The 22,249-nt window shown below is 38.7% G+C and carries 24 protein-coding genes, 1 tRNA gene and 1 other RNA gene; 8 read left to right on the forward strand and 18 right to left on the reverse strand.

Features of this window, described 5'->3' with window-relative positions:
• Positions 1 to 771: 771 nt before the first annotated feature.
• Positions 772 to 1,299 carry an NYN domain-containing protein gene (locus VJJ80_01020; protein ID HLC38699.1) on the reverse strand — a complete coding sequence of 176 codons (528 nt, stop codon included), beginning with the start codon at positions 1,297 to 1,299 and terminating at the stop codon, positions 772 to 774.
• A gap of 104 nt (positions 1,300 to 1,403) precedes the next feature.
• Between VJJ80_01020 and VJJ80_01025 the strand changes: the two genes are divergently transcribed.
• The gene (locus tag VJJ80_01025; GenBank protein HLC38700.1) at positions 1,404 to 1,997 is read left to right on the forward strand and encodes a hypothetical protein; all 594 of its coding nucleotides are present in this window, start codon (positions 1,404 to 1,406) and stop codon (positions 1,995 to 1,997) included.
• Positions 1,998 to 2,097: 100 nt separating this feature from the next.
• Here VJJ80_01025 and VJJ80_01030 read toward each other — a convergent pair whose 3' ends face one another.
• The 4 genes from VJJ80_01030 to VJJ80_01045 form a co-directional block, all read right to left on the reverse strand.
• Positions 2,098 to 3,117, reverse strand: a complete 1,020-nt coding sequence (locus VJJ80_01030; protein HLC38701.1) for a hypothetical protein — start codon at positions 3,115 to 3,117, stop codon at positions 2,098 to 2,100.
• A 150-nt stretch (positions 3,118 to 3,267) separates the two neighbouring features.
• Positions 3,268 to 3,798: a hypothetical protein gene (locus VJJ80_01035; protein HLC38702.1), complete on the reverse strand. Its 531-nt coding sequence runs from the start codon at positions 3,796 to 3,798 to the stop codon at positions 3,268 to 3,270.
• Between the two features lie 224 nt (positions 3,799 to 4,022).
• Positions 4,023 to 4,592: a hypothetical protein gene (locus tag VJJ80_01040; protein ID HLC38703.1), complete on the reverse strand. Its 570-nt coding sequence runs from the start codon at positions 4,590 to 4,592 to the stop codon at positions 4,023 to 4,025.
• A 150-nt stretch (positions 4,593 to 4,742) separates the two neighbouring features.
• Entirely contained in the window at positions 4,743 to 5,393 is a 651-nt protein-coding gene (locus VJJ80_01045) for a hypothetical protein (protein HLC38704.1), read from the reverse strand.
• A 163-nt stretch (positions 5,394 to 5,556) separates the two neighbouring features.
• On the opposite strand from VJJ80_01045, the gene typA reads away from it, so the two are divergent.
• Complete coding sequence (typA, locus tag VJJ80_01050; protein HLC38705.1) at positions 5,557 to 7,377, forward strand: translational GTPase TypA; 1,821 nt, start codon at positions 5,557 to 5,559, stop codon at positions 7,375 to 7,377.
• An 8-nt stretch (positions 7,378 to 7,385) separates the two neighbouring features.
• Here the strand turns inward: typA and VJJ80_01055 are convergent, their stop codons facing one another.
• A complete protein-coding gene (locus VJJ80_01055; protein ID HLC38706.1) occupies positions 7,386 to 7,901 on the reverse strand; it encodes a peroxiredoxin in 516 nt (171 codons plus the stop codon).
• A 228-nt stretch (positions 7,902 to 8,129) separates the two neighbouring features.
• A tRNA-Gln gene (locus tag VJJ80_01060) sits at positions 8,130 to 8,203 on the reverse strand.
• A gap of 123 nt (positions 8,204 to 8,326) precedes the next feature.
• On the opposite strand from VJJ80_01060, the gene VJJ80_01065 reads away from it, so the two are divergent.
• On the forward strand, positions 8,327 to 9,247 hold the full coding sequence (locus VJJ80_01065; GenBank protein HLC38707.1) for a hypothetical protein: 921 nt from the start codon (positions 8,327 to 8,329) through the stop codon (positions 9,245 to 9,247).
• A 58-nt stretch (positions 9,248 to 9,305) separates the two neighbouring features.
• On the opposite strand, the gene rnpB is transcribed toward VJJ80_01065, so the two are convergent.
• Positions 9,306 to 9,679: RNase P RNA component class A (gene rnpB / locus VJJ80_01070), an RNA gene on the reverse strand.
• Positions 9,680 to 9,714: 35 nt separating this feature from the next.
• Entirely contained in the window at positions 9,715 to 12,585 is a 2,871-nt protein-coding gene (uvrA, locus tag VJJ80_01075) for an excinuclease ABC subunit UvrA (GenBank protein HLC38708.1), read from the reverse strand.
• A gap of 225 nt (positions 12,586 to 12,810) precedes the next feature.
• On the opposite strand from uvrA, the gene VJJ80_01080 reads away from it, so the two are divergent.
• The 5 genes from VJJ80_01080 to rplT all read left to right on the forward strand — a co-directional run bounded on the left by VJJ80_01080 (position 12,811) and on the right by rplT (position 15,357).
• Positions 12,811 to 13,236, forward strand: coding sequence for a polymer-forming cytoskeletal protein (locus tag VJJ80_01080; GenBank protein HLC38709.1), 426 nt, complete (start codon positions 12,811 to 12,813; stop codon positions 13,234 to 13,236).
• A 6-nt stretch (positions 13,237 to 13,242) separates the two neighbouring features.
• The gene (locus VJJ80_01085; GenBank protein ID HLC38710.1) at positions 13,243 to 14,058 is read left to right on the forward strand and encodes a hypothetical protein; all 816 of its coding nucleotides are present in this window, start codon (positions 13,243 to 13,245) and stop codon (positions 14,056 to 14,058) included.
• Positions 14,059 to 14,132: 74 nt separating this feature from the next.
• Complete coding sequence (gene infC / locus VJJ80_01090; GenBank protein ID HLC38711.1) at positions 14,133 to 14,633, forward strand: translation initiation factor IF-3; 501 nt, start codon at positions 14,133 to 14,135, stop codon at positions 14,631 to 14,633.
• Positions 14,634 to 14,699: 66 nt separating this feature from the next.
• Positions 14,700 to 14,897 carry a 50S ribosomal protein L35 gene (gene rpmI, locus VJJ80_01095; protein ID HLC38712.1) on the forward strand — a complete coding sequence of 66 codons (198 nt, stop codon included), beginning with the start codon at positions 14,700 to 14,702 and terminating at the stop codon, positions 14,895 to 14,897.
• A gap of 112 nt (positions 14,898 to 15,009) precedes the next feature.
• Positions 15,010 to 15,357 carry a 50S ribosomal protein L20 gene (gene rplT, locus VJJ80_01100; protein HLC38713.1) on the forward strand — a complete coding sequence of 116 codons (348 nt, stop codon included), beginning with the start codon at positions 15,010 to 15,012 and terminating at the stop codon, positions 15,355 to 15,357.
• Here the strand turns inward: rplT and VJJ80_01105 are convergent.
• The 9 genes from VJJ80_01105 to VJJ80_01145 form a co-directional block, all read right to left on the reverse strand.
• Positions 15,354 to 16,889 (reverse strand): YifB family Mg chelatase-like AAA ATPase, encoded by a 1,536-nt coding sequence (locus VJJ80_01105; GenBank protein HLC38714.1) that lies wholly within the window; start codon positions 16,887 to 16,889, stop codon positions 15,354 to 15,356. The two genes, rplT and VJJ80_01105, sit on opposite strands and share 4 nt — an antisense overlap.
• 131 nt (positions 16,890 to 17,020) lie before the next feature.
• Positions 17,021 to 17,401 (reverse strand): hypothetical protein, encoded by a 381-nt coding sequence (locus VJJ80_01110; GenBank protein ID HLC38715.1) that lies wholly within the window; start codon positions 17,399 to 17,401, stop codon positions 17,021 to 17,023.
• Between the two features lie 6 nt (positions 17,402 to 17,407).
• Entirely contained in the window at positions 17,408 to 17,995 is a 588-nt protein-coding gene (locus VJJ80_01115) for a hypothetical protein (protein ID HLC38716.1), read from the reverse strand.
• Between the two features lie 81 nt (positions 17,996 to 18,076).
• The gene (locus VJJ80_01120; GenBank protein ID HLC38717.1) at positions 18,077 to 19,678 is read right to left on the reverse strand and encodes a CTP synthase; all 1,602 of its coding nucleotides are present in this window, start codon (positions 19,676 to 19,678) and stop codon (positions 18,077 to 18,079) included.
• Positions 19,665 to 20,594: a tRNA (adenosine(37)-N6)-dimethylallyltransferase MiaA gene (miaA, locus tag VJJ80_01125; protein ID HLC38718.1), complete on the reverse strand. Its 930-nt coding sequence runs from the start codon at positions 20,592 to 20,594 to the stop codon at positions 19,665 to 19,667. Before miaA ends, VJJ80_01120 begins: the two co-directional genes overlap by 14 nt.
• A 6-nt stretch (positions 20,595 to 20,600) precedes the next feature.
• Positions 20,601 to 20,738 carry a hypothetical protein gene (locus VJJ80_01130; protein HLC38719.1) on the reverse strand — a complete coding sequence of 46 codons (138 nt, stop codon included), beginning with the start codon at positions 20,736 to 20,738 and terminating at the stop codon, positions 20,601 to 20,603.
• Between the two features lie 14 nt (positions 20,739 to 20,752).
• The gene (locus VJJ80_01135; protein HLC38720.1) at positions 20,753 to 20,956 is read right to left on the reverse strand and encodes a hypothetical protein; all 204 of its coding nucleotides are present in this window, start codon (positions 20,954 to 20,956) and stop codon (positions 20,753 to 20,755) included.
• A 45-nt stretch (positions 20,957 to 21,001) separates the two neighbouring features.
• On the reverse strand, positions 21,002 to 21,205 hold the full coding sequence (locus VJJ80_01140) for a dodecin family protein (protein ID HLC38721.1): 204 nt from the start codon (positions 21,203 to 21,205) through the stop codon (positions 21,002 to 21,004).
• A gap of 12 nt (positions 21,206 to 21,217) precedes the next feature.
• Positions 21,218 to 22,123, reverse strand: coding sequence for an FAD-dependent oxidoreductase (locus tag VJJ80_01145; protein HLC38722.1), 906 nt, complete (start codon positions 22,121 to 22,123; stop codon positions 21,218 to 21,220).
• Positions 22,124 to 22,249: the final 126 nt, after the last annotated feature.

The following is a 22,249-nucleotide window of genomic DNA, read 5'->3' on the forward strand; positions in this document are numbered from 1 at the left end:
CAGTTTTGTTTTTTAATCTCCAAAAGAAAATCTATTTGCTTCAAGTTTACTCTTAAATTGGGTGGAAAGCAAGAAGTTGTGGGCACAATAGGAAATTAACCTAATTAGTCTAATTATTCTAAAATTGTTATGTTAAGGCGTAGAGGACTCGGAGTGGCGAGGCCCGCCCTCTGCCCTTAACAATCCCTCTCCCGGCACGCCAAAAGTGAATTTTTCATTCAGTGGAACAGTCCTTCCGAAAACGGAGTTTCGGCTTTCCACGAATTCCAAAATCCACTTTTTGATACAAATAATTCCTAGGTTTTTAAAATTAAATTTGCCTGTTAGAAGTTGGTACTGATTCGGAGCCTGAAAACATTGGAAATTGATAAATTTAATAAGCGACAAGCTCGATTTAAAAGAAAAACGTAAATACCAGAGTGTCTGACAGATCAGCAAATTTAATTTTTCTGAGCGTGGCAGGGGATGGAGTCGTAGAGGTAAGGGGATGGCCTTTGCAACTTCGAATCCCCTTATCTTTACAAAAAATAAGTATCTTTTACCCTCACAAAAATAATATAAGAACCTCTCGCTTCGCTCGAGAACCTTGTTGCGTGCTTGCGCTACCCCTTCGGGTCTGCGGCTTCGCCTTGCAAGCGATGCAATAAAAAAGTCACCATCGAGGCGACAAAAAAATATTACAAAACTTGACAAAGTTTGACACAATTTGCTACAATATAAATATCATAAGAGAGAAACGAACTTGCAACTGCGTGCTGCAAGCAACGCCTCTCATTTTTTATACTCTAATTTTTCCTTTTCATACTCAAGAAAAGTCTTATACGATTGAAAATCTTTTAATAAAGAAGATTGTGCTTTTAGATTTGGGATAATAATTCTTCGCAATTTTCTTTTTGAGATCAAGTATTTATAAAGGCAACGAAAATCTCCATCTCCCGAGACAATTACCGCTTTATCGTAATTGTTGTATTCGATCGCGGCGGAATATAAAACCAATTCAGCATCAATATTTCCTTTTGGTTTGCCTAAATTATCTTTGGTGGTTGGTTTAAAAATTAGTTTATACCCGCAAGATTGAAGCTGTTGATACATTTTTGATTGTTCTTTAATATAGCCGATAAAAAGGAAAGCTTTTGAAACACGGAATTTGTCAGTTAGATAAATTCTGAATTTTTTAAAATCGAGCCGCCAACCTTTATAAATTTTCTTCCCCTTTTTATTAAAAAGGTCTTTATTCGTCCCAAGATTTAAGTTTTGGCTATCAATGAAAGCATAAATTATGGGAAATCTTTTTTTCATATTTTTTCTCCAGCTTTAATCCTACTCCAAAATCAGCCGAAAAGCAATGTTATTTTTTGACAAAAGAGCTTATTTTTTGTAAAATAAAGTGGCTCAAAAAGGAGATGAGAAATGTGGGCATCCTGAACAGGTTGTTTGGCGGTTCAAATCCTTTAGATCAAAGAGTTAAACAGATCGCCGATGAATTGGGTAGAAAATGCCGAGAATATCTTCAACAGCACCAGATTAACCCACAAACAGAAGCAATTAATATTGGTACTGCTTGTGGAATTATAAGAAAAGCCCATCACCCCGCACAATTTACTGATATTGCTTTTGACCTAATGACTTATCCTTCGGAAGTAGCTTATGGAATTGTAAATTATTTTGACTATTTTACCCCACAGCTCGGATTTATCCCGGTTGGCACGATAATGGTTGCTTTATCAAAAATTGAATCGTTGTATCCGGGAGGCGTAATAATCCGGCTATCATTTGCCAAAGAAAATCCAGAACTTATGGAGGTTATTGAGTCAAAAGAAGAAAGAATCAAAAGAGCCGGCAAAATAATTGCGGTTGGCATCCTTTTTACTCAAGAAACTCTCCGAGGAGCAAGGACAATGTACAAAAATAATGTCTTTGATCCATTGGTTCAAGCGGCAACCATCGAAGAATTGCGGAATTTTGACCCAGAAGTTGCTAGCGCAATTATCAGTTAAGCCCTAAGAGGCTTCGCCCTTTCAGGGCTTTTTTTATAATAAAAAAACCCGTTGGGGGTGGTGAGACCCGAAACGGGTGGATAATAAAGAAAAGTTGAAATTAGATGCCGAGGATTAGTTTGGCTTGATTAATAAGATCTTGAGTTAGTGATATTGGCTTGAGTTGATATGCTTTCTCGAGATTGCCGAGAGCTTCCTTGATCATTGCCTTATCTTGAGTTAAAACTCCGAGTCGAAATTGTGAACGACCATATCTCATATAGATATCGGGTGTTTTTTTATAATTTTCAACATAAGATTTACAGTAAACATTTATCAATTGGTATCGAGAAATATTATATTTATTGAAGCTTTCTTCGAGGTCTTTTAAGTGTTGTTTGATACTATCAGGTACCCCTACGAAGGGATCCCAATTAAAAGTTTTTTCTTCTTGAATATATAATTCATCTGCTTCCATGCTTATTTCAAGAAACCATATATTAATAAGACACCCTATTACTGTTAAATCTTGTGGATCTGATATCTTAGAAAATTGTTGTTTAAATGATGCGAATGCCTCAGATCCAACATCTCGATAACTAGTAAGCTTAGCTTCATCTAGCTTGCGTTGACAAGCGACACAAAGAGAAATCATCTTTACAACTTCTGTAGTCTCTTTGGGGTGAGAGAAAACTCCTTCATCTATAATTATTTTTTCGGTTGCAGCTGAATCAGCAAGATATTGTTGGCTAAAGTCTGGATCTTTAGAGAATAAAAAAGACTTGGCATCCCAGACTTCATTTTTTTCATTATTGGCCAAATATATCGACGCAGAAAGAGTATAAGCCATTACTTTTTTTCCTAAAGCATTAGAAATTTTCGCCGACCATCTTATTAATTCAAAATCTTCATTGAATTCTATATCATTTTCTTTGTCTTCTTTCTCTAAAATATTTAACATATTTACGGCATCTATATATTTCCCTTCATCAAAATATCCCTTCATAAGAGCTAGTGAAATAATTCTGGACATTTCGTAATCTGATACTACAAACTTATCTTCGGCATAAATTATGTTGGAGAATACTAATATTAATAGGACAAAGAGTGCGAGGAAAATGCTGCGTGGCGCTTGTTTCACTTGTCTTCACCTCGGGTTGGTAAGGTACAAGGCGCTTGGGTCTTGCCTTTTGTTCAATTGACATTATTTTAGCTTTATTGCCTAAAATTGTCAAGAAAAAACCCACCTTAGGTTTGGTACCCCTGGGTGGGCAAAAAAATAGTGACAAGGTTATTCGGTGGCAGAAGCCAAGATGTTAATGCCACCGACTAATGGTAGTTGGAGACAATTGTTTGGAATTTGATAATTCTTCTTGACAATTATGGCTGAAATTGCACCTTCGTGCGACGCAGTCAGCCAATAAGGTTCTTCCCCAATGGGAATGCGAGCATCATACAATGGTTGAATCCAATATTGTCCGCCAGCAAACGCATAAACAGCGACGTCATGCTGATCAGGATTAACATTAAAGGTTCGCCCCTCAACTACTTTGACAATTGGTTCGTAAATGTTAGTATCATCAACATGGACATTGCCATAATAGGCTTGGGTGCCGTCGATAATGATTTCGGGTTGATCTGAGGGTGTGTGCGATATTGGCGAAATACTGATTTTGTATATCGGCAATAAGGTAATTTCCCTAACTGACGAATTACTATAAACATAACCGACACTATAACCGCGTTGCTCCGAAGATGCGCAACCGGCAACGAAGATAGTGATTAGTGCCAAAATGGCGAGCACAGCCAACACGTGTTTCATCTGGATCTCGTCCTCTCGGGGTAGGTTGTTAATGTTCAAATTAGTTAAATTTTACACTTATAGTATAATTTTGTCAATAAGAACCTCTCGCTTTGCACGAGAACCTTATTGCTTCGCTTACGCGCTACCCTTTCGGACTGCGGCTTCGCCTTGTAAACGACGCAATAAAAAAGCCGCACTTGGGCTGGATGAGCCGGGCGCGGCATTTGAAAATGGAATAATTATTATCCCAAATCTATATCGTCTTCGGGATCAAAACCCTCAAATAAACGCTCAAAGATCGCAGCTTCCTCTGATGACAGATTGTTGATTTGAGCAATATCAATACCATAATTAGCGAGAACCTCCCGAATCGTCGGCAAGAAAAGATCGCTAGCCTGATCAAGTTTATCCTTAAGTTCTGGCGTCATGGCCTCGGCGGGAATATGAACCATAATACTTCCCCATGGGGCACTGACCAAAAGAGAAATAACTGACTTTACCCTAATCCCCAAATCTTCCATTGTTTTGACAGTCTCACTCTCTCGACCTTCGAGCAATTTATTTTCAATCTGGCCTAAGAAACTAAAGACTTCCTTAATATCTTCAAGATGAGCGTATTCATCCGGATGTTCGCGACAATAAACCTTAAAGTCATCAATCATTTTGCTTTTTTCGCGATTAAACATCGCGTTAGTTATCCCGCCGGTAATCATTCCATTAAATAATTCGGAAATCATTGGATGTTGTCGCCAAGCATTTGCTCGTTGTTCGACAAAAATTTCAATGCAGACACAGATCTCTTCGTAGGTCAAGCTGATCGTCTCCTTTGGGGTGATATACTGAAAAAACAGATATATCATACTTTTTTGATTAAATAAAGTCAGGAAAAAAAGAGGCGGTGCAAATTTTGTAATTTGAACTGCCTCGGGCAGAAAAAGATTAGAAATTAATTATTAAGTTGGTTATGTAGCGACAGTTGGCTCTGGAACTTCCGGTTCGGCTGGAATTTCTGGTTCAAATTGTTCATAGCCTAGTTGCTGACAAACTTTGATTATGTATTGGAGGTTCTCTAATTTACCGCCATTTTGCTCGAAGTATTCCAAACGCACTGCTGGCGACGTTACAATAATATCTTGTCCAAAACCACCCGTTAGAAGATGATAACGCCACTCACCCATATTGATTTCGCAACGTTCCGGATTATCAAATTCCTTATTGTCACAGGCATCGCTATAGAAAGTGAACCGGCCTGAATATTCAAGTCCCACAAATCCTTGAGCAATCTTGATCGCTTCCTCAAATTTCATCCCGAAATCATGGCCTACCTGGCTAAAGGAGACAAAATCCGGCCACATCCTGTCAACTGCAATAGCATAATAATTCGCTGGCTTGTAATTCTGTGTATCTGCATCATATCCACCTTCAATTATCGGGCTATCCGTATGGTTAAAACGAGCAATTTGTAATCCTGTTCCAACAACGACTCTTCCGGTATCAATTAAGTCTTGTGGAGCTTCAAGATAAGCATTAAACCAGCGTTGATTTCTTCGAGCCTCTTTCCAGCCGATTACCACCGCGTTAATGACCGTGCAAACTGCGTTCTTTAGTCGCATGTGATCTGGAAACTTGAAAAACAGTTCTTCGGTTGCGCTCATACTAGCTGACCTCCTTGCCTTTCTTGGATTGTCTGTATTTTACAACAGAAAATTTTACTTGTCAATAATTAACTATACAAAGGGTTTACAAATGACAAAAAAATGTGTATAATAACAAAGTATGGAATTAAGAAATATTGCAATTATTGCCCATGTTGATCACGGCAAAACGACTTTGGTTGACGGGCTCTTAAAACAATCGAACACCTTTCGAGATAATGAGGCAGAAATGTCTCAGGATTTAATTATGGACTCAAATGATCAAGAAAGGGAACGCGGGATTACCATTTTAGCTAAAAATACGGCGGTGCATTACAAAGATGTCAAAATCAATATTATTGATACACCCGGACATGCTGATTTTGGTGGTGAAGTGGAACGCACTTTGAATATGGCAGACGGGGCGATTTTGCTAATTGATGCCCAGGAAGGACCGATGCCCCAGACCAAATTTGTTCTCAAAAAAGCTTTGGAAATTGGCTTAAAATTAATTGTGGTAATTAATAAAATCGACAAGCGCGATGTCCAAGTGGCAAACACCCTTAATAAAACTTATGATTTATTTTTAGATCTGGCGACTCATGAATCTCAACTGGATTTTCCGGTTTATTTTTGTATTAGCCGTGAAGGCAAAGCTTGGGATGAATTGCCCCAGGATTGCCAAGAAGCGGCGGATTTGACGCCAATTTTTAAAGCAATTCTAAAATATATCCCAGCTCCTGATACAGATAGCAATAAACCTTTCCAAATGCAGGTGACTAATTTGGATTGGGATAATTTTCAAGGCAAATATGCGGTTGGTAGAATTACGAATGGTAAAACTGAGGAAAAACTCGCGGTTTCAATTGTAAATTCCGAGGGGGTTTTAGGAACTGCTCGGATTGAAAAAATTTATGTCAACCAGGGCTTAAAAAAAGTTGAAGTAAAAAAGGCGGAGGCTGGCAATATTGTGGCTATTACCGGAATACCGAATGCTAATATCGGCGACACGATTGCGGATTCTAAAAATCCAATCGCCCTGCCGCCAATTAAAATCGAAGAGCCAACTTTGAAAATGGCGATTTCGGCTAACACCTCGCCTTTTGCCGGTCTGGAAGGCGAATTTGTGACCAGCCGTCAAATTTTAGAACGAATTAAAAAAGAGCTGCAAACCAATATTTCCTTAAAGCTCGAAGAAAATGGGACCGAATTTATTTTGTCTGGCCGCGGAGAATTACATTTGTCGGTTTTTATCGAAACTTTACGGCGTGAAGGTTTTGAACTTCAAGTGAAAAAACCACAGGTTATCACCAAAGGAATTGACGGCACAATCTCGGAACCGGTTGAAGAATTAACGATCGATGTTGATTGCGATAAAATTGGGGTTGTTAAAGCCGAAGTTGGTAAAAGAAAAGGTATTTTACTTTCTCATGACCAAAACAGTGATGGGACAACCCGTTTGGTGTACGAAATTACCACCAGAGGTTTATTGGGCTTGAGAAACCAGTTGCTGAGAATTACTCGCGGCACGGCAACTTTGAATTCGATTTTTCTTCGTTTTCAGCCTGCTGGCGCTGAGCTGCCGAAACTTCGAAACGGGGTTTTGATTGCTTCGGCTGGCGGAAAGGCGGTTGCATATGGAATAAATATCGCACAAGGTCGCGGCATGACCATAATTGAACCTAATGCCCAAGTATACGCGGGACAAATTATTGGTTTAAATAATCGTGGCGAAGATCTTGAAATTAATGTCACCAAAGAAAAACAAAAAACCAATATTCGTTCTTCGACTTCTGATATCGCGGTTATTTTAACCCCGCCAACCCTTTTGTCGCTCGAACAATGTTTGGATTTTTTGGAAAACGATGAATTTTTGGAAGTAACACCGAAGAATTTGCGGCTTCGAAAAATAATTTTAGACGCAGTATCGCGCGCAAAAGCCAAAAAAGTGAACTCAAATTAATTTTTTAATCAACCTTTGCCAAGAGTTTTTTGGCCAGGTTTCCAGCCAGCCGGACTCATTTCGCCGGTTTGTAGGGCTTTGAGAACTCGCAAAATTTCGGTCACACTTCTGCCAACATTATTATCGGAAACTAAAATATAACGAATGATTCCTTTGGGATCAATGATAAAAGTGCCTCTTGAGGAAATTCCGGAGGCTAAATCTATTTCATATTTTTGAATGGCTTCTTTGTTGATATCTGATAAGAGCGGGAATTTTATATCGCCTAGTTGTCTTGACCATTCCTGATGGGCATAAACGCTGTCGACACTGACTCCTAAAATTTCCGTGTGGCTATCTGCGAATTCCTGATATTTTTTATTCAGAGCGATAATTTCCGTCGGACAGACAAAACTAAAATCCAAGGGATAAAAAAAGAGAATTACCCACTTTTTACGATAATCTTTTAAGTTGTATTTCTTGATATGGTTGGCTTTGAAACCTTCAAGAATAATATTGGGGGCTTTTTGACCAAGTTTAATCATTTTTTTCCTTTCTTTTGCCACGAGATGGCGAAGTATGGCTGAGCCATTTTTCGTGGCTCCGGGACAGGGATTCGAAGGGCTAAAGCCCGTCTCAACGCAGTCGTGGTATTTTTATTTCACGATTTGTGTAATAATTTCAGCATAAATAATTTTGTGGTTTGCGCAACGGGGTTCTCGCCAGATCACGGACAACTCAAAATCTTCCTATAAAACTGAAAAATTTTGAGTTGGCTCCGGGATAGGGATTCGGACCCCAATTTTCAGGACCAAAACCTGACGTCCTGCCATTAGACGATCCCGGAATCTGCTTTAATTCTATCACAAATTATGCTTATTTAAAATAAAATCACCCAATTTGGGTGATTTTGTATATCTTGAGTGGATAATAAGATGAATTAATAATATAATACAACCAGGAGGAAATAATGAATGGACCAGAAATATTTTCGGAATCAAATGGAGAACATGATCACAACGAATTTTCTAATATTCCAATAGACCCAGAAATTTCAGAGGAAAATACTAAAGCCCGAGAACTTACAAGTTTAACGATAGACTTTTTGCATAATGCTCACATTTCTAAAGAAAAAAGAGGTAATCCAGAGCTACAAGATGCAACTTTAATGAGATTATTCCAAGACCAGTCCTGGCGTCTCAGAGTTAATAAAGCAACCCAGAAAGCAGATCAAGAGTGGCAAAAGACAGCCAAAACTTTTACAGTCGCGAGAGAGTTGTCGCGAGAAGCACCCTTTGTTACTCCGTCGTTTGCTTGTCCTTCGCCATTTGTTGAATTGTTAGCTGATTATGATCAGGGCTTAGAAATTGCTAAACTTAAAGAAAATTCACCATTGGAAAGTTGGCTAGAAGCTTATATTCGCGAAAGACCGGTTAAATTTTATAATCCTTCTCATAGTCTTGCATCTCCTGATCTTATTGCACTTAGACGTGAAGGAAAATCGGCAGTAATAGTTGCCGTTGGCGAAGCGAAAAGAGGTTATCTCGGTGTCGGGGAAAGACCTTCTCAATCTAGGGATCGCAGAGAGGGATTGCCACAATTTAGAAAAATACTTAGAGATCTCCCTAAAAGAGTTAAACTTCTCAATTCTAATCTTTCTTCCATGAGAGAAAAAAGGCCATTTCTAAAAGAAATTGATGAATTTGCGGTTGCAGGTTTAACCGAATTGAAAAAATATTTAATAGTCCCATTTGATGTCGCTACTCCTCGTGAAGACATGAAAATTCGAGGTCTTGAGCCTTGGGAAAGAGATGAAATGAGTTTTTCACGCCAAGAATTGGCTTACCTTTCATTGTTATTAGTGCGTCAATCAAAAATAAAAAAACAATAAGATCTAAATCAAAAATTATAATTTAAAAAATCGTCCTAAACTGGGACGATTTTTAAATATCTTGAGTGGATAATAAGCCGAGTTTTGTTCCGCCAATTGGCGGAAGATAATCATCTATCTTTGCGGTGGGTCCCAAAATGTCCAAAACGAGCAGCTTCATTACCATATGGTGACATTTCAGTCCATTCCACCTTGCACCGGATAGGGTTTACCACTTTCCGATGTTACCATTGGAAAGAGAGGCTTCTTAGGTCCTCACTTTTCACCCTTACCACGCCTCATCGGCGGGCGGTTTAGTTTCTGTGACACTTTCCCTCGTTCGCACGGCCCTTCATCCCCAAATGTTAATCTGAAGGGTGCGGGGTATCCTGCTCTGTGGTGCTCGGACTTTCCTCTCCACCTCATCGGTGGAGCGATTATCTAATCCACTCAAGACAGCCTAATTTTACCAAATAAAGCCTATTTTGTCAAGTATTTTTCAAGAGTTTTTTGAGGTATTGGCCGGTGTAGGATTTGGCCACTTTGGAAACCGCTTCAGGGGAACCGGTGGCTGTCACATAGCCGCCTTTTTCGCCACCTTCTGGGCCTAAATCTATTAGCCAGTCGGCAGCTTTAATGACATCCATATTATGTTCGACGACTAAAACTGAATTTCCCATCTCCACTAAGCGATCTAAAACACCCATTAATTTGGTAATATCTTCAAAATGCAAACCAGTGGTAGGTTCGTCTAAAATATACAGGGTTGAACCGGTGGCTTTGCGCGATAATTCCGTGGCTAATTTAACCCGCTGCGCTTCCCCACCAGACAAGGTAATTGCCGATTGTCCCAAATGAATATAGCCTAAACCAACGTCGTCTAAAATTTTTAATTTTTCTCGAACTTGGGGAATATTTTCAAAAAATCCAAGAGCCTCAACCACCGTCATTTCCAAAACATCCGCAATAGTTTTGCCTCGAAAATGGATTTCCAAAGCTTCTTTGTTGTATCTTTTGCCTTTACATTCTTCGCAGGTGATCCAAATATCGGGTAAAAAATGCATTTCAATTTTTATCTGACCTTCGCCATGGCAAGTCTCACATCTGCCGCCCTTAACATTAAAGGAAAAACGACCGGCACGATATCCTCTAAGTTTCGCTTCTGGAGTTGAGGCAAAAAGTTCGCGAATTGGTGTAAACAAACCGGTGTAGGTAGCCGGATTTGAACGAGGAGTGCGGCCAATCGGCGATTGATCAATCATAATGACTTTGTTGAGATATTCAAGGCCGCGAATTTCTTGGTGTTTGCCGGGCGCGACTCTTGAACGATGGAATTTTTTCGCCAAGGCTTTGGCTAAAATTTCACAAATCAAGGTTGATTTTCCCGATCCAGAAACGCCAGTAACACAAGTTAGTAAACCTATTGGAATTTTAACATTGATCTTTTTGAGATTAAATTCTTCGGCACCAATAATTTCCAAAAATTTATGATTAGGTTGGCGGCGTTTTTCAGGGATGGGGTTGGCTTTTTTACCAGATAAATATTGGCCAGTAATTGATTTAGGATTTTTTGAAATTTGGCTGACGGTGCCTTGAGCAATAATTTTTCCACCTAAATCGCCGGCTCCAGGTCCAATATCAAAAATATAATCGGCAGCTATTATAGTTTCCATATCATGTTCAACTACAATCACGCTATTGCCTAAATCACGCAAATCCTTGAGAGTTTTGAGCAATCTGCTGACATCGCGCTGGTGCAAACCAATCGAAGGCTCATCTAAAATATAAACGACGCCGACTAAACCAGAACCAATTTGCGTGGCAAGCCGGATTCGCTGCGCTTCCCCACCAGCCAGAGTGGCAACATTACGATTTAAGGTTAAATAGGATAAACCGACATTTTCCAAAAATTTTAAACGCGCTTTAATTTCTTTTAATATCTGGTTGGCAATAATTTTATTTTTTTCGCTTAATTTCGCGTCAAGTTTTTTAAAAAATTCAATTAGTTTTTCGACAGATAATTGCGCCACTTCAATAATTGATTTATCGGCCAAAGTGATAGCTAGGGCTTCGGGTTTTAAGCGCTGACCATGGCAAGTTGGACAAATTTTTTCTACCATATATTTTCTAATTTCCGAGCGAATAAAATCTGAGTCAGTTTCCATATATCGACGCTGAAGATTAGGAACAACACCTTCAAAATTTGTCACATATTCTCGAACGGATCCGGCACCGGATGAGACTTGATAAACCTCGTTGCCGGTACCATATAAAACCAAATTCAGGGTCTTGCCGCTTAATTCTCGAACCGGGACATTAACGGAAAATTTATGTACAACGGCGACCTTATCTAAAATTCTTTGAAACCAAGTAGAATGGGAAACAGTTCTGACCCATGGCCGAATGGCGCCCTCAGCCAAGGTTAAATTTTTGTTGGGAATTACCAAATTTGGTTCAACCTCTAATTTTGTCCCTAATCCTTGGCAATCCGGACATGCGCCATGTGGGGAATTAAAAGAAAAAAGCCGAGGCTGAATTTCTGGCAAACTAATCCCACAATCAGGACAGGCAAAATGTTCAGAAAAAATTATATCTCGGTCATTTTCAAAATCATGAATATAAATAATGCCATCACCCAGATCTAAAGCTGTTTCCACCGATCCTGAGAGCCTGGTTTTATCTAAACCCTTAGATAACATCAAGCGGTCCACTACGACTTCGATTGAATGTTTTTTATTTTTATCCAATTTTGGGACTTGCGATAAATCGTAAACTGATTTGTCAACCCGGACCCGCACAAAACCGGCTTTAGCAATTTCTTCAAAAACCTTTTTGTGCTCGCCTTTTTGGTCTAAAATAATCGGCGATAAAATCATCACTTTTTTTTCGGGTTTTTTAGATTTGGCAATTAAGTTGGCAATTTGTTTGACAATTTGGGTTGGGGTTTGGCTTTGTATGGGTTTGCCACAATTTGGACAATGCGGTTCGCCGATTCTGGCAAATAATAAGCGCAGATAATCATAAATTTCGGTAATGGTGCCGACCGTGGAACGAGGATTTTTAGAGGCTGATTTTTGGTCAATGGAAATAGCCGGAGACAAACCTTCAATGTAATCCACATCTGGTTTTTCCATCACCCCTAAAAATTGTCGCGCATATGAAGATAAACTCTCGACATAACGGCGCTGGCCTTCGGCATAAATTGTATCAAAAGCTAAAGATGATTTTCCAGACCCGGATAACCCGGTAAAAACGACTAATTTATCTCTGGGAATTTCCAAACTGATATTTTTTAAATTATGTTCACGAGCACCAATTATTTTAATTTTTCCGCCAGCAAATTTTGGAGTTTTTGGCATCTTGAAGCCTTTCTATGAGTTCAAATTTATAATATTATAATAATATGTCAAAAATATATACCAATGAACAATTATATCACGAATGTCAAGAGAATAAAAGTGTTATAAATTGCGTTTTTGAAAATTAAAATTTATTTTTTGGAATTTTTAAATCATTTGATATATAATAGAGTTAAATTATCAGCTTTAATATAAAGAGTTTAATTAAATAGATTGGAGTCTATTATGGCAATGTTCGATCAAAACAAACCGGTGACCAAGAAGGTCTCGGAAACGGTTGTCGGCGTGGATGTGAATTTAACTGGTAATTTGAAAAGTGACGGCGACATCCAAATTAACGGTAAGGTTAAAGGAGAAGTGGACACCAAAAGCGATTTATTTATTGGTGACCAAGCAGTCATTGAAGGTTCAATCAAGGGCAAAAATGTGGTTGTCACTGGACAGGTGCGTGGAAATTTACAGGCTTTGGAAGATTTGGAAATCTCGCCGACTGGTAAAGTTTTTGGCGATTTAGTGACCAAAAATTTAATTGTGAAAAAAGGCGCTTCTTTTACCGGCAAAAGTACGATGGGCGAAAACGGCAAAAAAGAATTAAAACCAATTTATGAATTAGAAGAACTCAAAGCTAAGGACCATATAAAGAATTCATAAATTAAAATGTACTATTTTGTTTTAGAGCAAGCGAAAAATCGTTGGCAAGCCGGTTTTCAAAATCGCATCGCAGCCTTTTTGGATGATTTGCAGATTGTGGGTGAAATTGCGAAGGCAAATCCAATTCAAAAAGTCGAAGAACTCTGCCAGCTCGGTTTGAAAAAAGGGTATCATACGATTGTGATTATTGGCACCGACACCACTATCAGCACTTTGGCCGCTCTGATTGCTAAACAAGGTGCCACTTTGGGAATTGTGCCGATTGATCCGGAAAGCAGTTTTTACAATTTAATTGGCTGCACAAATTGGGAACAAGCCTGCCTCGCATTGCCAAAAAGAAGGGTTGCCACTTTTGACATGGGACAAGCTGGGGCAGAACGATTTTTTTTAACCTATGTTAAAATTGCCCCTGATAAGGCTAAAAAACCATCGCAAGTTTTGTTGGAGATTGCGGACTTTAAAGCTGAGGTACCGGCTTTAAGTATGACCGTGGCAAATGGTCCTTTGGGAGATGCTGATTCTGAATTAATGCGCCAAGGTTTTTCGGATAGTCTCTTGGATATCTATGTCACCACTCAAGTTGGCCAAACCAATAGTTCAATTATCTCCTCAATCTTCAAAACAGAACAAAAAACCACCTTTTCAAGCTTATTTCACGCCGATAGATTTAGAGTTTCGGGCCTGGAACAAATTTTAAATGTTTTGGGACCTGACGATAGAATTTTGACGAAAACTCCAATCGAATTTTCAATCGTTCCGAGCGCGATTAAAGTAATTATTAAAAAATCATCTGGGGTAAAGGCTCCAGTGAAACATCAATAAGGTTAAGGCTTGATTATTTTGCTTTCCTATTATATAATATAAAAACATAGGAGGTTTCGATTAAGAAAAGATTAATCTCAAATTGGCAAATCCAATCCCCCAAAGTGCGTTTGGTTGATGAAAATGGTGAGTTTGTGGGAATTTTAGAGCGCGATAAGGCGATTTTTTTTGCCAAAGACCGCGGTTTTGACTTGGCGATCGTGGCTGAAAATGCTAATCCACCAGTGGCCAAATTAATTGATTTTGGTAAGTACCAGTATGAACAGGAAAAAATTGCCCGCAAACAAAGAAAAGGTAAAACAGGTGAATTAAAAGAAATTCGAATTGGCTTTAAAATTTCCGAGCACGATTTGGACATCAAGATCAAACGGGCGGAAAAATTTATTGTCAAAGGCCATCGCGTTCGCGTAAATTTAAGGCTCAGGGGACGGGAAATGCAATTTCAACCCAGAGCTTATGAAATGCTGGCAAAATTTGCCGAAAAATTAGCAAAAATTAGCACCATTGAATCCCCAGCCAGCAAAGAACGCAATCAATTTAACATCTTGTTAAAACCGGCCAAAAGCCAAAACTAAAAAGATTATAAAATTTAAATTTGAAAATATTTATTTTGATATTGATGAATAATTTGAAGGAATGAAATGAAGTTAAAAACACATCGAGGATTAGCAAAAAGAATTAAAAAAACTAAAACTGGCAAGATTAAACGCAGATCAGCCTTTATTTCGCATTTATTAAGTAAAAAATCAGCGGCTCGCAAACGCCGACATGCTGTGTCACAAGACGTAAGCATGGCAGATCGAAAAGTGGTGAGAAAATTAGTCCCATATAATAAATAAGATTAAAAATAAAATTGAAAAAATTAAAGATGCAGAGTAAAAATTAAAAATCTAATAGTATTTTTATCTTTTCTCTCTAATCTTTTATTTTGAACGACCAAAGGGAGTAAATATGCCAAGAATCAAGCGCGGCGTAATGGTTCGAAAAAGACATAAAAAAATTAAAAAGCTGACCAAGGGTTACATGAAAACCCGCCAGGCTTCAATTAAAAAAGCCAAAGAGGCGGTGGTGAAGGCTGGACAACACGCCTATCGAGATCGCCGAGGCAAGAAAAGATTAATGCGCCGACTTTGGATTAGCCAATTAAATGCCTATTTGAAAGCCAACGAGATTAGTTATTCAAAATTTATGGGTCTTTTGAAAAAGAATAAAATTGAACTTAATCGAAAAATTTTAGCCGAACTCGCCCAAAATGAATCCGGGATTCTTAAGAAAATTATTGAAGAAGTCAAAAGTTAATACATGTTTTGGTCTTTGGGACGATATTGGAGAGCCTCAGCTAAATGTTGAGGGTGAATTTGAGTACTATTTTCTAAATCGGCAATGGTTCTGGCTAATTTTAAAACCCGATGATATGCTCGAGCAGATAAATTAAGTTGCATAGCGGCATTTTTAAGTAAATTCTGCGATTTTTCGTCCAATTGGCAGAATTTTTTTATATCTTGAACTTTCATTTCTGAATTGGTGAGGATTTTTAAATCTGAAAAGCGAGTGCGTTGTCTATCTCTGGCTGATTCAACCCGTTTTCTAATTTTGGCAGATTCTTCGGAAACTTTTTCCGAGGTTAATTTTTCTAATTTTACCGCGGGGATTTCAATATGAATATCGATTCGATCTACGAGAGGCCCTGAGATTTTTTTCTGATAATGCATAATTTGGCTTGGTCCACAAACGCATTGCCTTTTGGGATCATTTAAATAACCACACGGGCATGGATTCATGGCGGCCACTAAGGTAAAATGGGCGGGAAATTGCAGGGTTCCTAGGGCCCTGGAAATGGTAATGATTCGATCTTCCAAGGGTTGCCTGAGAGCTTCTAAAACTGCCCGGCCAAATTCTGGCAATTCATCTAAAAACAAAACTCCTTTGTGCGCTAAAGTGACTTCACCTGGTCGAGGATGTGCGCCACCACCCACCAAAGAGATGTTAGAAGCAGTATGGTGAGGCGAGCGAAATGGCCTAGAAGAAATTAATGGTGAATCATATGGCAAAATTCCTGCCACCGAATAAATTTTGGTGATTTCTAATGATTCTTCGGGGGTCATTTTGGGCATAATCGAAGGCATGGCCCGTGCCAGTAAGGTTTTGCCAGATCCTGGCGGTCCAGACATTAAGACATTATGTGCGCCAGCGGCGGCGACTTCTAAAGCGCGCTTGGCTTGTTCTTGGCCAGCGATATAGGCCATATCAAAATCATATAATTCATCCTTATCTAAAGTTAATTTACCGGCAGATTTGATTTTGGAAATCTGTTTTTCCATTTTAAGATGATATATGAGTTGTTTAAGACTTGAAACTGGATACAAATCTAGGCCAGCCACTAATTCGGCTTCGGCTAAATTTGATTCCGGCAGATAAATTTTTTGAATGCTTGATTTTTTGGCCATTAAAGCCATGGGTAAAATCCCAGAAATCCGGCGCAATTTGCCATCTAATGATAATTCACCCAAAAATAAATTCTCGTGCGAATTTAAAAAAGTCGGGATTTGCTCTGAGGCTGCTAAAATCCCAACTGCAATCGCTAAATCAAAAGCTGGTCCAGATTTTGGCAAATCAGCCGGCGCTAAATTTACTGTTAACCGACGATCCGCCATTTTGGCTGATGAATTCTTGATCGCCGCTCGGACTCGCTCTTTTGATTCTTCAACGGCTTTGTCTGGTAAACCAACCATATTAAAAGCAGGTAAACCAGAAGAGATATCGGCTTCGACCTCAATTGGTAAAGCTTCGAGTCCAACCACTGATGCGGCTAAGATCTTTGCCACAGCCATATTTTCTCCTAATCTTTTAGCTCTGTTTTATCTTAACTATATTCTACCACAAATTTGAAATTGTTATTTAAAAAAGCCGTGACAGGGTATTGATCTCGAAGGATCAGTTCCGTGCAACGGCTTGAAAAAAATTAGTACGAACCTCCTCTTTCAATGTATGGGAGCGAAGATTTTCCAATTTTATTATTGGCAAAACTTGTAAAAACCCTCCAACCTCCGTGACTGCGTAAATGCGCAACCTGAATTCTTGAATTGAGCCCATTCCATCTTTCGGCAAAGGGGTAGGCGGCAACTTGATCTTCAAAAAGCTGGATGTCTCCAGCCCTCAATAATCCCAGGGCGGCAAATGCCACATCTGTCCGAAAACAACCTAATTCTTCAGGATAGGTGGGAAAACGACGCAACCAAAATATGGCTTTCCTTCTAATAATTCTTGGGGCAAAATAGCATAGGGTAATAAGAATCCATCTTTTAAATTCCACAATCATGCCACTCTTGCTGACTTTCCACATTGACGATCACGCCCCTTTGTCCTTTAGGATGGTGGTAATTTCTTCATCTGAGAGACCTAACGATTTACCCATCCCTAGAGTGCAAGCCTTCCAAATATGACCTGAGGCCATTCCTTTCAACCTGGCAGTAATTATCTTTCTTCCCTCTTCTCGCCTTGTTGTAATCTGGCAGAGATAAATGGCATATGTGAATGCGCAATGGTTAATTGAATGGGGATGTCCTCCCTCACGATGAAGCCTTGTGTACCTTTCCTTGTATTTATCTGCCAAAAAGTTATAAATGCGTTCCTGATCTTCTGGAGATGTCCTTTCCCGCCAGACTTCAAGACCCGCTAAATGAAGCTCCTGCTCTAAGAAATAGTCGCTGTCTTTGCCCAGCCAGGGCAAATAATCATTCCCCATACACATAAAGGGAAGATCCGGGTAAACCTTCACTCTACCTTCGATATGGTCTAAACCCGCATCTGTAGTTAGAAATCTGCTTACCTCCGGGTCAAGCCTAAATGGTGGGGAAAGTACAATGATATCTTGACCCCAATCATCAAATCCGGTAGGTCCGGCTTTACGCACAAGAATGTCTTGCAGGCTTTGCATATTCCACACCTCACCTGGTTCGAGATGTCGTCCCAAGAGTACTAAAGATATTTTATTATAATTTATAGCAATTGTCAAGAGTTAATCTCTATTTTTTATCGCCGCTCCAATAAAACCCAAAAATAATGGATGAGGTTTAATTGGTCTTGATTTGAATTCGGGATGGGCTTGGGTAGCAACGAAATAGGGATGATTCGCCAACTCAATAAATTCGACTAATTTTTTATCAGGTGAGTTGCCGGAAAAAATTAAGCCATTTTTTTGTAAAATTTGATGATATTCCGGATTAACTTCATAACGATGTCGATGCCTTTCTGCGATTTGATTTTTTCCGTATAATTTTCTGATCTTAGAATCTGGTTTTAAAATTGCCGGATACGAGCCCAAACGCATCGTGCCGCCCATTGACTTAATTTTTAATTGCTCTGGTAAATATTCGATAACTGGATACTTAGTTTTTGGGTTAAACTCGGTGGAGTTTGCATCATGCAATTTACACATATTTCGAGCAAATTCGATTACAGCAACCTGCAAACCCAAACATAAACCCAAAAAAGGAATTTTATTTTCACGGGCAAATTGAATCGCTTTGACCTTACCTTCGATGCCACGAATCCCAAAACCTCCAGGCACTAAAATGCCATCAACTTTAGATAATATTTTATTAATTTTAAGGGTATTTTCGCTATCTACCCCGATAATATTTATTTTCGTTTGGTAAGCTATGCCGGCATGACGCAAAGCTTCCACCACGGAAATATAGGCGTCAGGATGATCTAAATATTTTCCAACCATAGCAATATTAATCGTTTTTTTAACATCGTGACATTTTTTGACAATTTGCCGCCAATCATTAAGGTTAGGTTTTTTAAATCTTAATTTAAATTTTTTAGCCACTTGCCGAGCTAATCCGGCTTTGGCTAAATTTAAAGGAATTTCATAAAGTGAATTGGCATTTATTGCTTCAATGACATTTTTTTCATCAACATCACAAAAAAGAGCAATTTTTTTACGGATTGAATCACTTAATTTTTCCTTACATCTAACGACTAAAAGACCGGCTTGAATGCCATCGCTGCGTAAAAGTTGAACGCTTTGCTGAATCGGCTTGGTTTTGGCTTCTTCAGACGGATAAATATAAACAATTTTTACCACATGAATATATAAAACATTTTCTTCGCCGACGTCATGACGAAACTGGCGGGCAGCTTCGATAAAAGGCAAACCTTCGATGTCACCAATCGTGCCACCAATTTCACAAATTAAAAAATCCGCCTGAGATTTTTGGGCGGCTAATTTGATGCGACGTTTAATTTCCTCGGTAACATGAGGAATAATTTGGATGGTGCTGCCCAAAAAATCACCATGCCGTTCTTTTTCGGTAACAGCGGAATAAATAATTCCCGTAGTAAAATTTGAAAGTTGCGATAAATTTTCGCCAACAAACCTTTCATAATGACCTAAATCCAAATCGGTTTCGGTACCATCTTCGGTCACAAAAACCTCACCATGTTGAAAAGGATTCATGGTGCCAGCATCCTTATTTAAGTACGGATCAACTTTTAGCATTCCAACTTTGAAACCTGATTTTTTTAACAATAACCCTAACGATGCTGCCGTAATCCCCTTACCAATACCGGAAACAATGCCGCCGGTAATAAAAATATACTTAGTTTTGGACAATTGTGGCTCCTCCTGCCCCTCTTTTTAAAAATTTGTTTATTGCAATTTCTGCATTTTGGACATTTTCTATCCAGATAATATTTTTATCTCGACGAAACCATGTCATTTGCCTACGGGCGAAGTTTCTGGTTCGAGTTTTAGCAGTTTGTAAGGCTTCTTCAAGACTTATATTCCTGCGAACATATTCACCTATTTCCCGATATACTAAACCTGATATGGCCGGTAAATTAAAGTCATATCCGGCTTTATATAATTTTTGAACTTCCTCAACCAATCCCTTTTTAACCATTTCGTCTAACCGCTGATTTATCTTTTCATATAATTTTTCCCGCGAGACTTTGACGCCAATTTTTAAAATCCGATAACATGGTTTATCGGCAGTCTTAAGTTTTGAAAACTTCTTGCCAGAGGTTATGCATACTTCCAAGGCGCGAATTAGACGCCGTTTATTTTTTAAATCAATCTTGCCAAAAGTATCCGGGTCTTTAATTTTGAGTAATTTTTGTAAAGCTGCGAGCGATTTTTTGGCTAATTTGAGGCGTAATTTTGAATCCAAGCTAATGGGTGGAAGCTTAAAATTATAACAAACCGCATCAATATATAAACCGGTGCCGCCAACCATAAAGGGTAATTTACCTTTTTTATGGATTTGATTTATGGTTTTTTGGGCTAATTTTTGAAAATCAGCTACGGAAAATTCTTGATCTGGTTTGATAATATCTAACAGATAGTGCGGGACAACTTGTTGTTCTTTTTTTGAAGGCTTGGCGGTTCCGATGTCCATTTTTTCATAAATGGTCCTCGAATCTGCAGAAATTATTTCACCATTAAATTTTTTGGCAAGGTGAATTGCCCAAGAAGTTTTACCCGAGGCGGTTGGTCCTAAAATTACAATTAACGGTTTTTCGATAGTCATTTATCTTTATAAACCTTTTTGTAAAACATCCGCTAAAATTATAAAACCACCGGTTTTTGATAACCAGGCAAGCGTGATAAAAGCTGAAAAAAGCAAAATCACAATTAATCCGGCCATTATTTTATCGCGCCTTGAAGATAACATTATTACTCCTTAAATTATTTTTTAGGTTTATTTTTGGCTTTATTTTTTTCCGCCATTTCCGCTTTCATTTTCCAAACTTCAAATAAGCCAGCGCCCTCAACTGGCATTTTTTTACGATGTTTTACCTCTCTTTTTTCGGCTTTGGTCTTGCCTTTCCAGTCTTCATAATTTAGCGCATCAAGATCATTAATTGATTGATTTCGAACTGGTTTGAACATTTAAATTTCTCCTACTTCAAAATCCAAAAACCTAAAATAGATATATTATCTTTCGACTAAAAAGGCGATTTTGACATTAGCTTTAAATTCGGTGATTTTATTATCCTGAATAGTCGCGTTTTGTCCAACGACATCAACACCGGTAATATTTCTAATGGTTTTTGCGGCTTGATCAACCGCGTGCTTGGCGGCATCTTCCCAGCTGGTTTCGGAAGTGCCAATTAGTTCGACAATTTTTACAACGGCCATAATTCTCCTTTATTATTTTAAAAATTTGTAAACTGAATGAGCGGCGATGGCGCCCTCTGCCATTGAAGGCAAAATCTGCCAAAATTGCTCAGAACCGGTAGTAATATCACCGGCCGCCCAAACGCCTTTAAGGTTGGTCGCACCACCCGGGTCAATCACAATAAAACCTTGTTCGTCTAATTTAATGCCTAAATTTTTCGCTAAAGTGGCATTTGGGGTTGAGCCGATTTCAATAAAAACACCATCAACTTTGAGATCTTTTTGGGCAGTCGGGCTTTGCAAACTCAAACTTTCAACCACCTCTTTGCCGTTAATTTTGGTCGTTTTGGTAGAAAGAATAATTTCAACATTTTTTCGAGCTTTGATTTTATCTTGCCAATAAGGTTCCGCACGCAATTTATCCTCAGCTTCAATAATATAAACTTTTGGACAAATGTCAGCTAATAAATTTGCCGAGGCTAAACCGGCATCGCCACCACCAATCACAGCGACAATACGATCTTTAAAAAAGCGGCCATCACAAGTGGGGCAATAACTGACGCCCCGACCCAAAAGTTCTTCCTCGCCTGGCACACCTAATTTGCGGCGTTCCATACCAGTAGTTAAAATTACGGTTTTAGTGGGGATTTTTTCAGCTTGTTCGGTTTCGACTTCAAAACCAGTCTCGGTTTTTTTAATCTTAGTAACTTTGTCGTTTTTCATCTCCACGCCCAATTTTTTAATCTGGGCAATAATTTTCGAGGCTAACTCAGCCCCTGAGATTTTTTCAAAACCTGGATAATTTTCGATCTCATAGGCATTTTCCATTGCCCCACCAGAGGCGACACAAATTAATAAAGTTTTTAAATCGTATCTGGCGGCATAAAGAGCGGCGGCTAAGCCGGCTGGTCCCCCACCAACAATAATCAAATCATACATGTTATCTCCTTCTAGTCGCAAATCCGAAATTCGAATATCTAAATCATAAATAAGTTACAATTTTTAATATCTAATTTTCAAATTTTTGGGTACTTATTACATAGAATCTTATAACCATATTTATCA

The sequence above is a fragment of the Patescibacteria group bacterium genome (assembly GCA_035288465.1).
In the GTDB taxonomy this organism is placed as follows: Bacteria; Patescibacteriota; UBA1384; order DATEAH01; family DATEAH01; genus DATEAH01.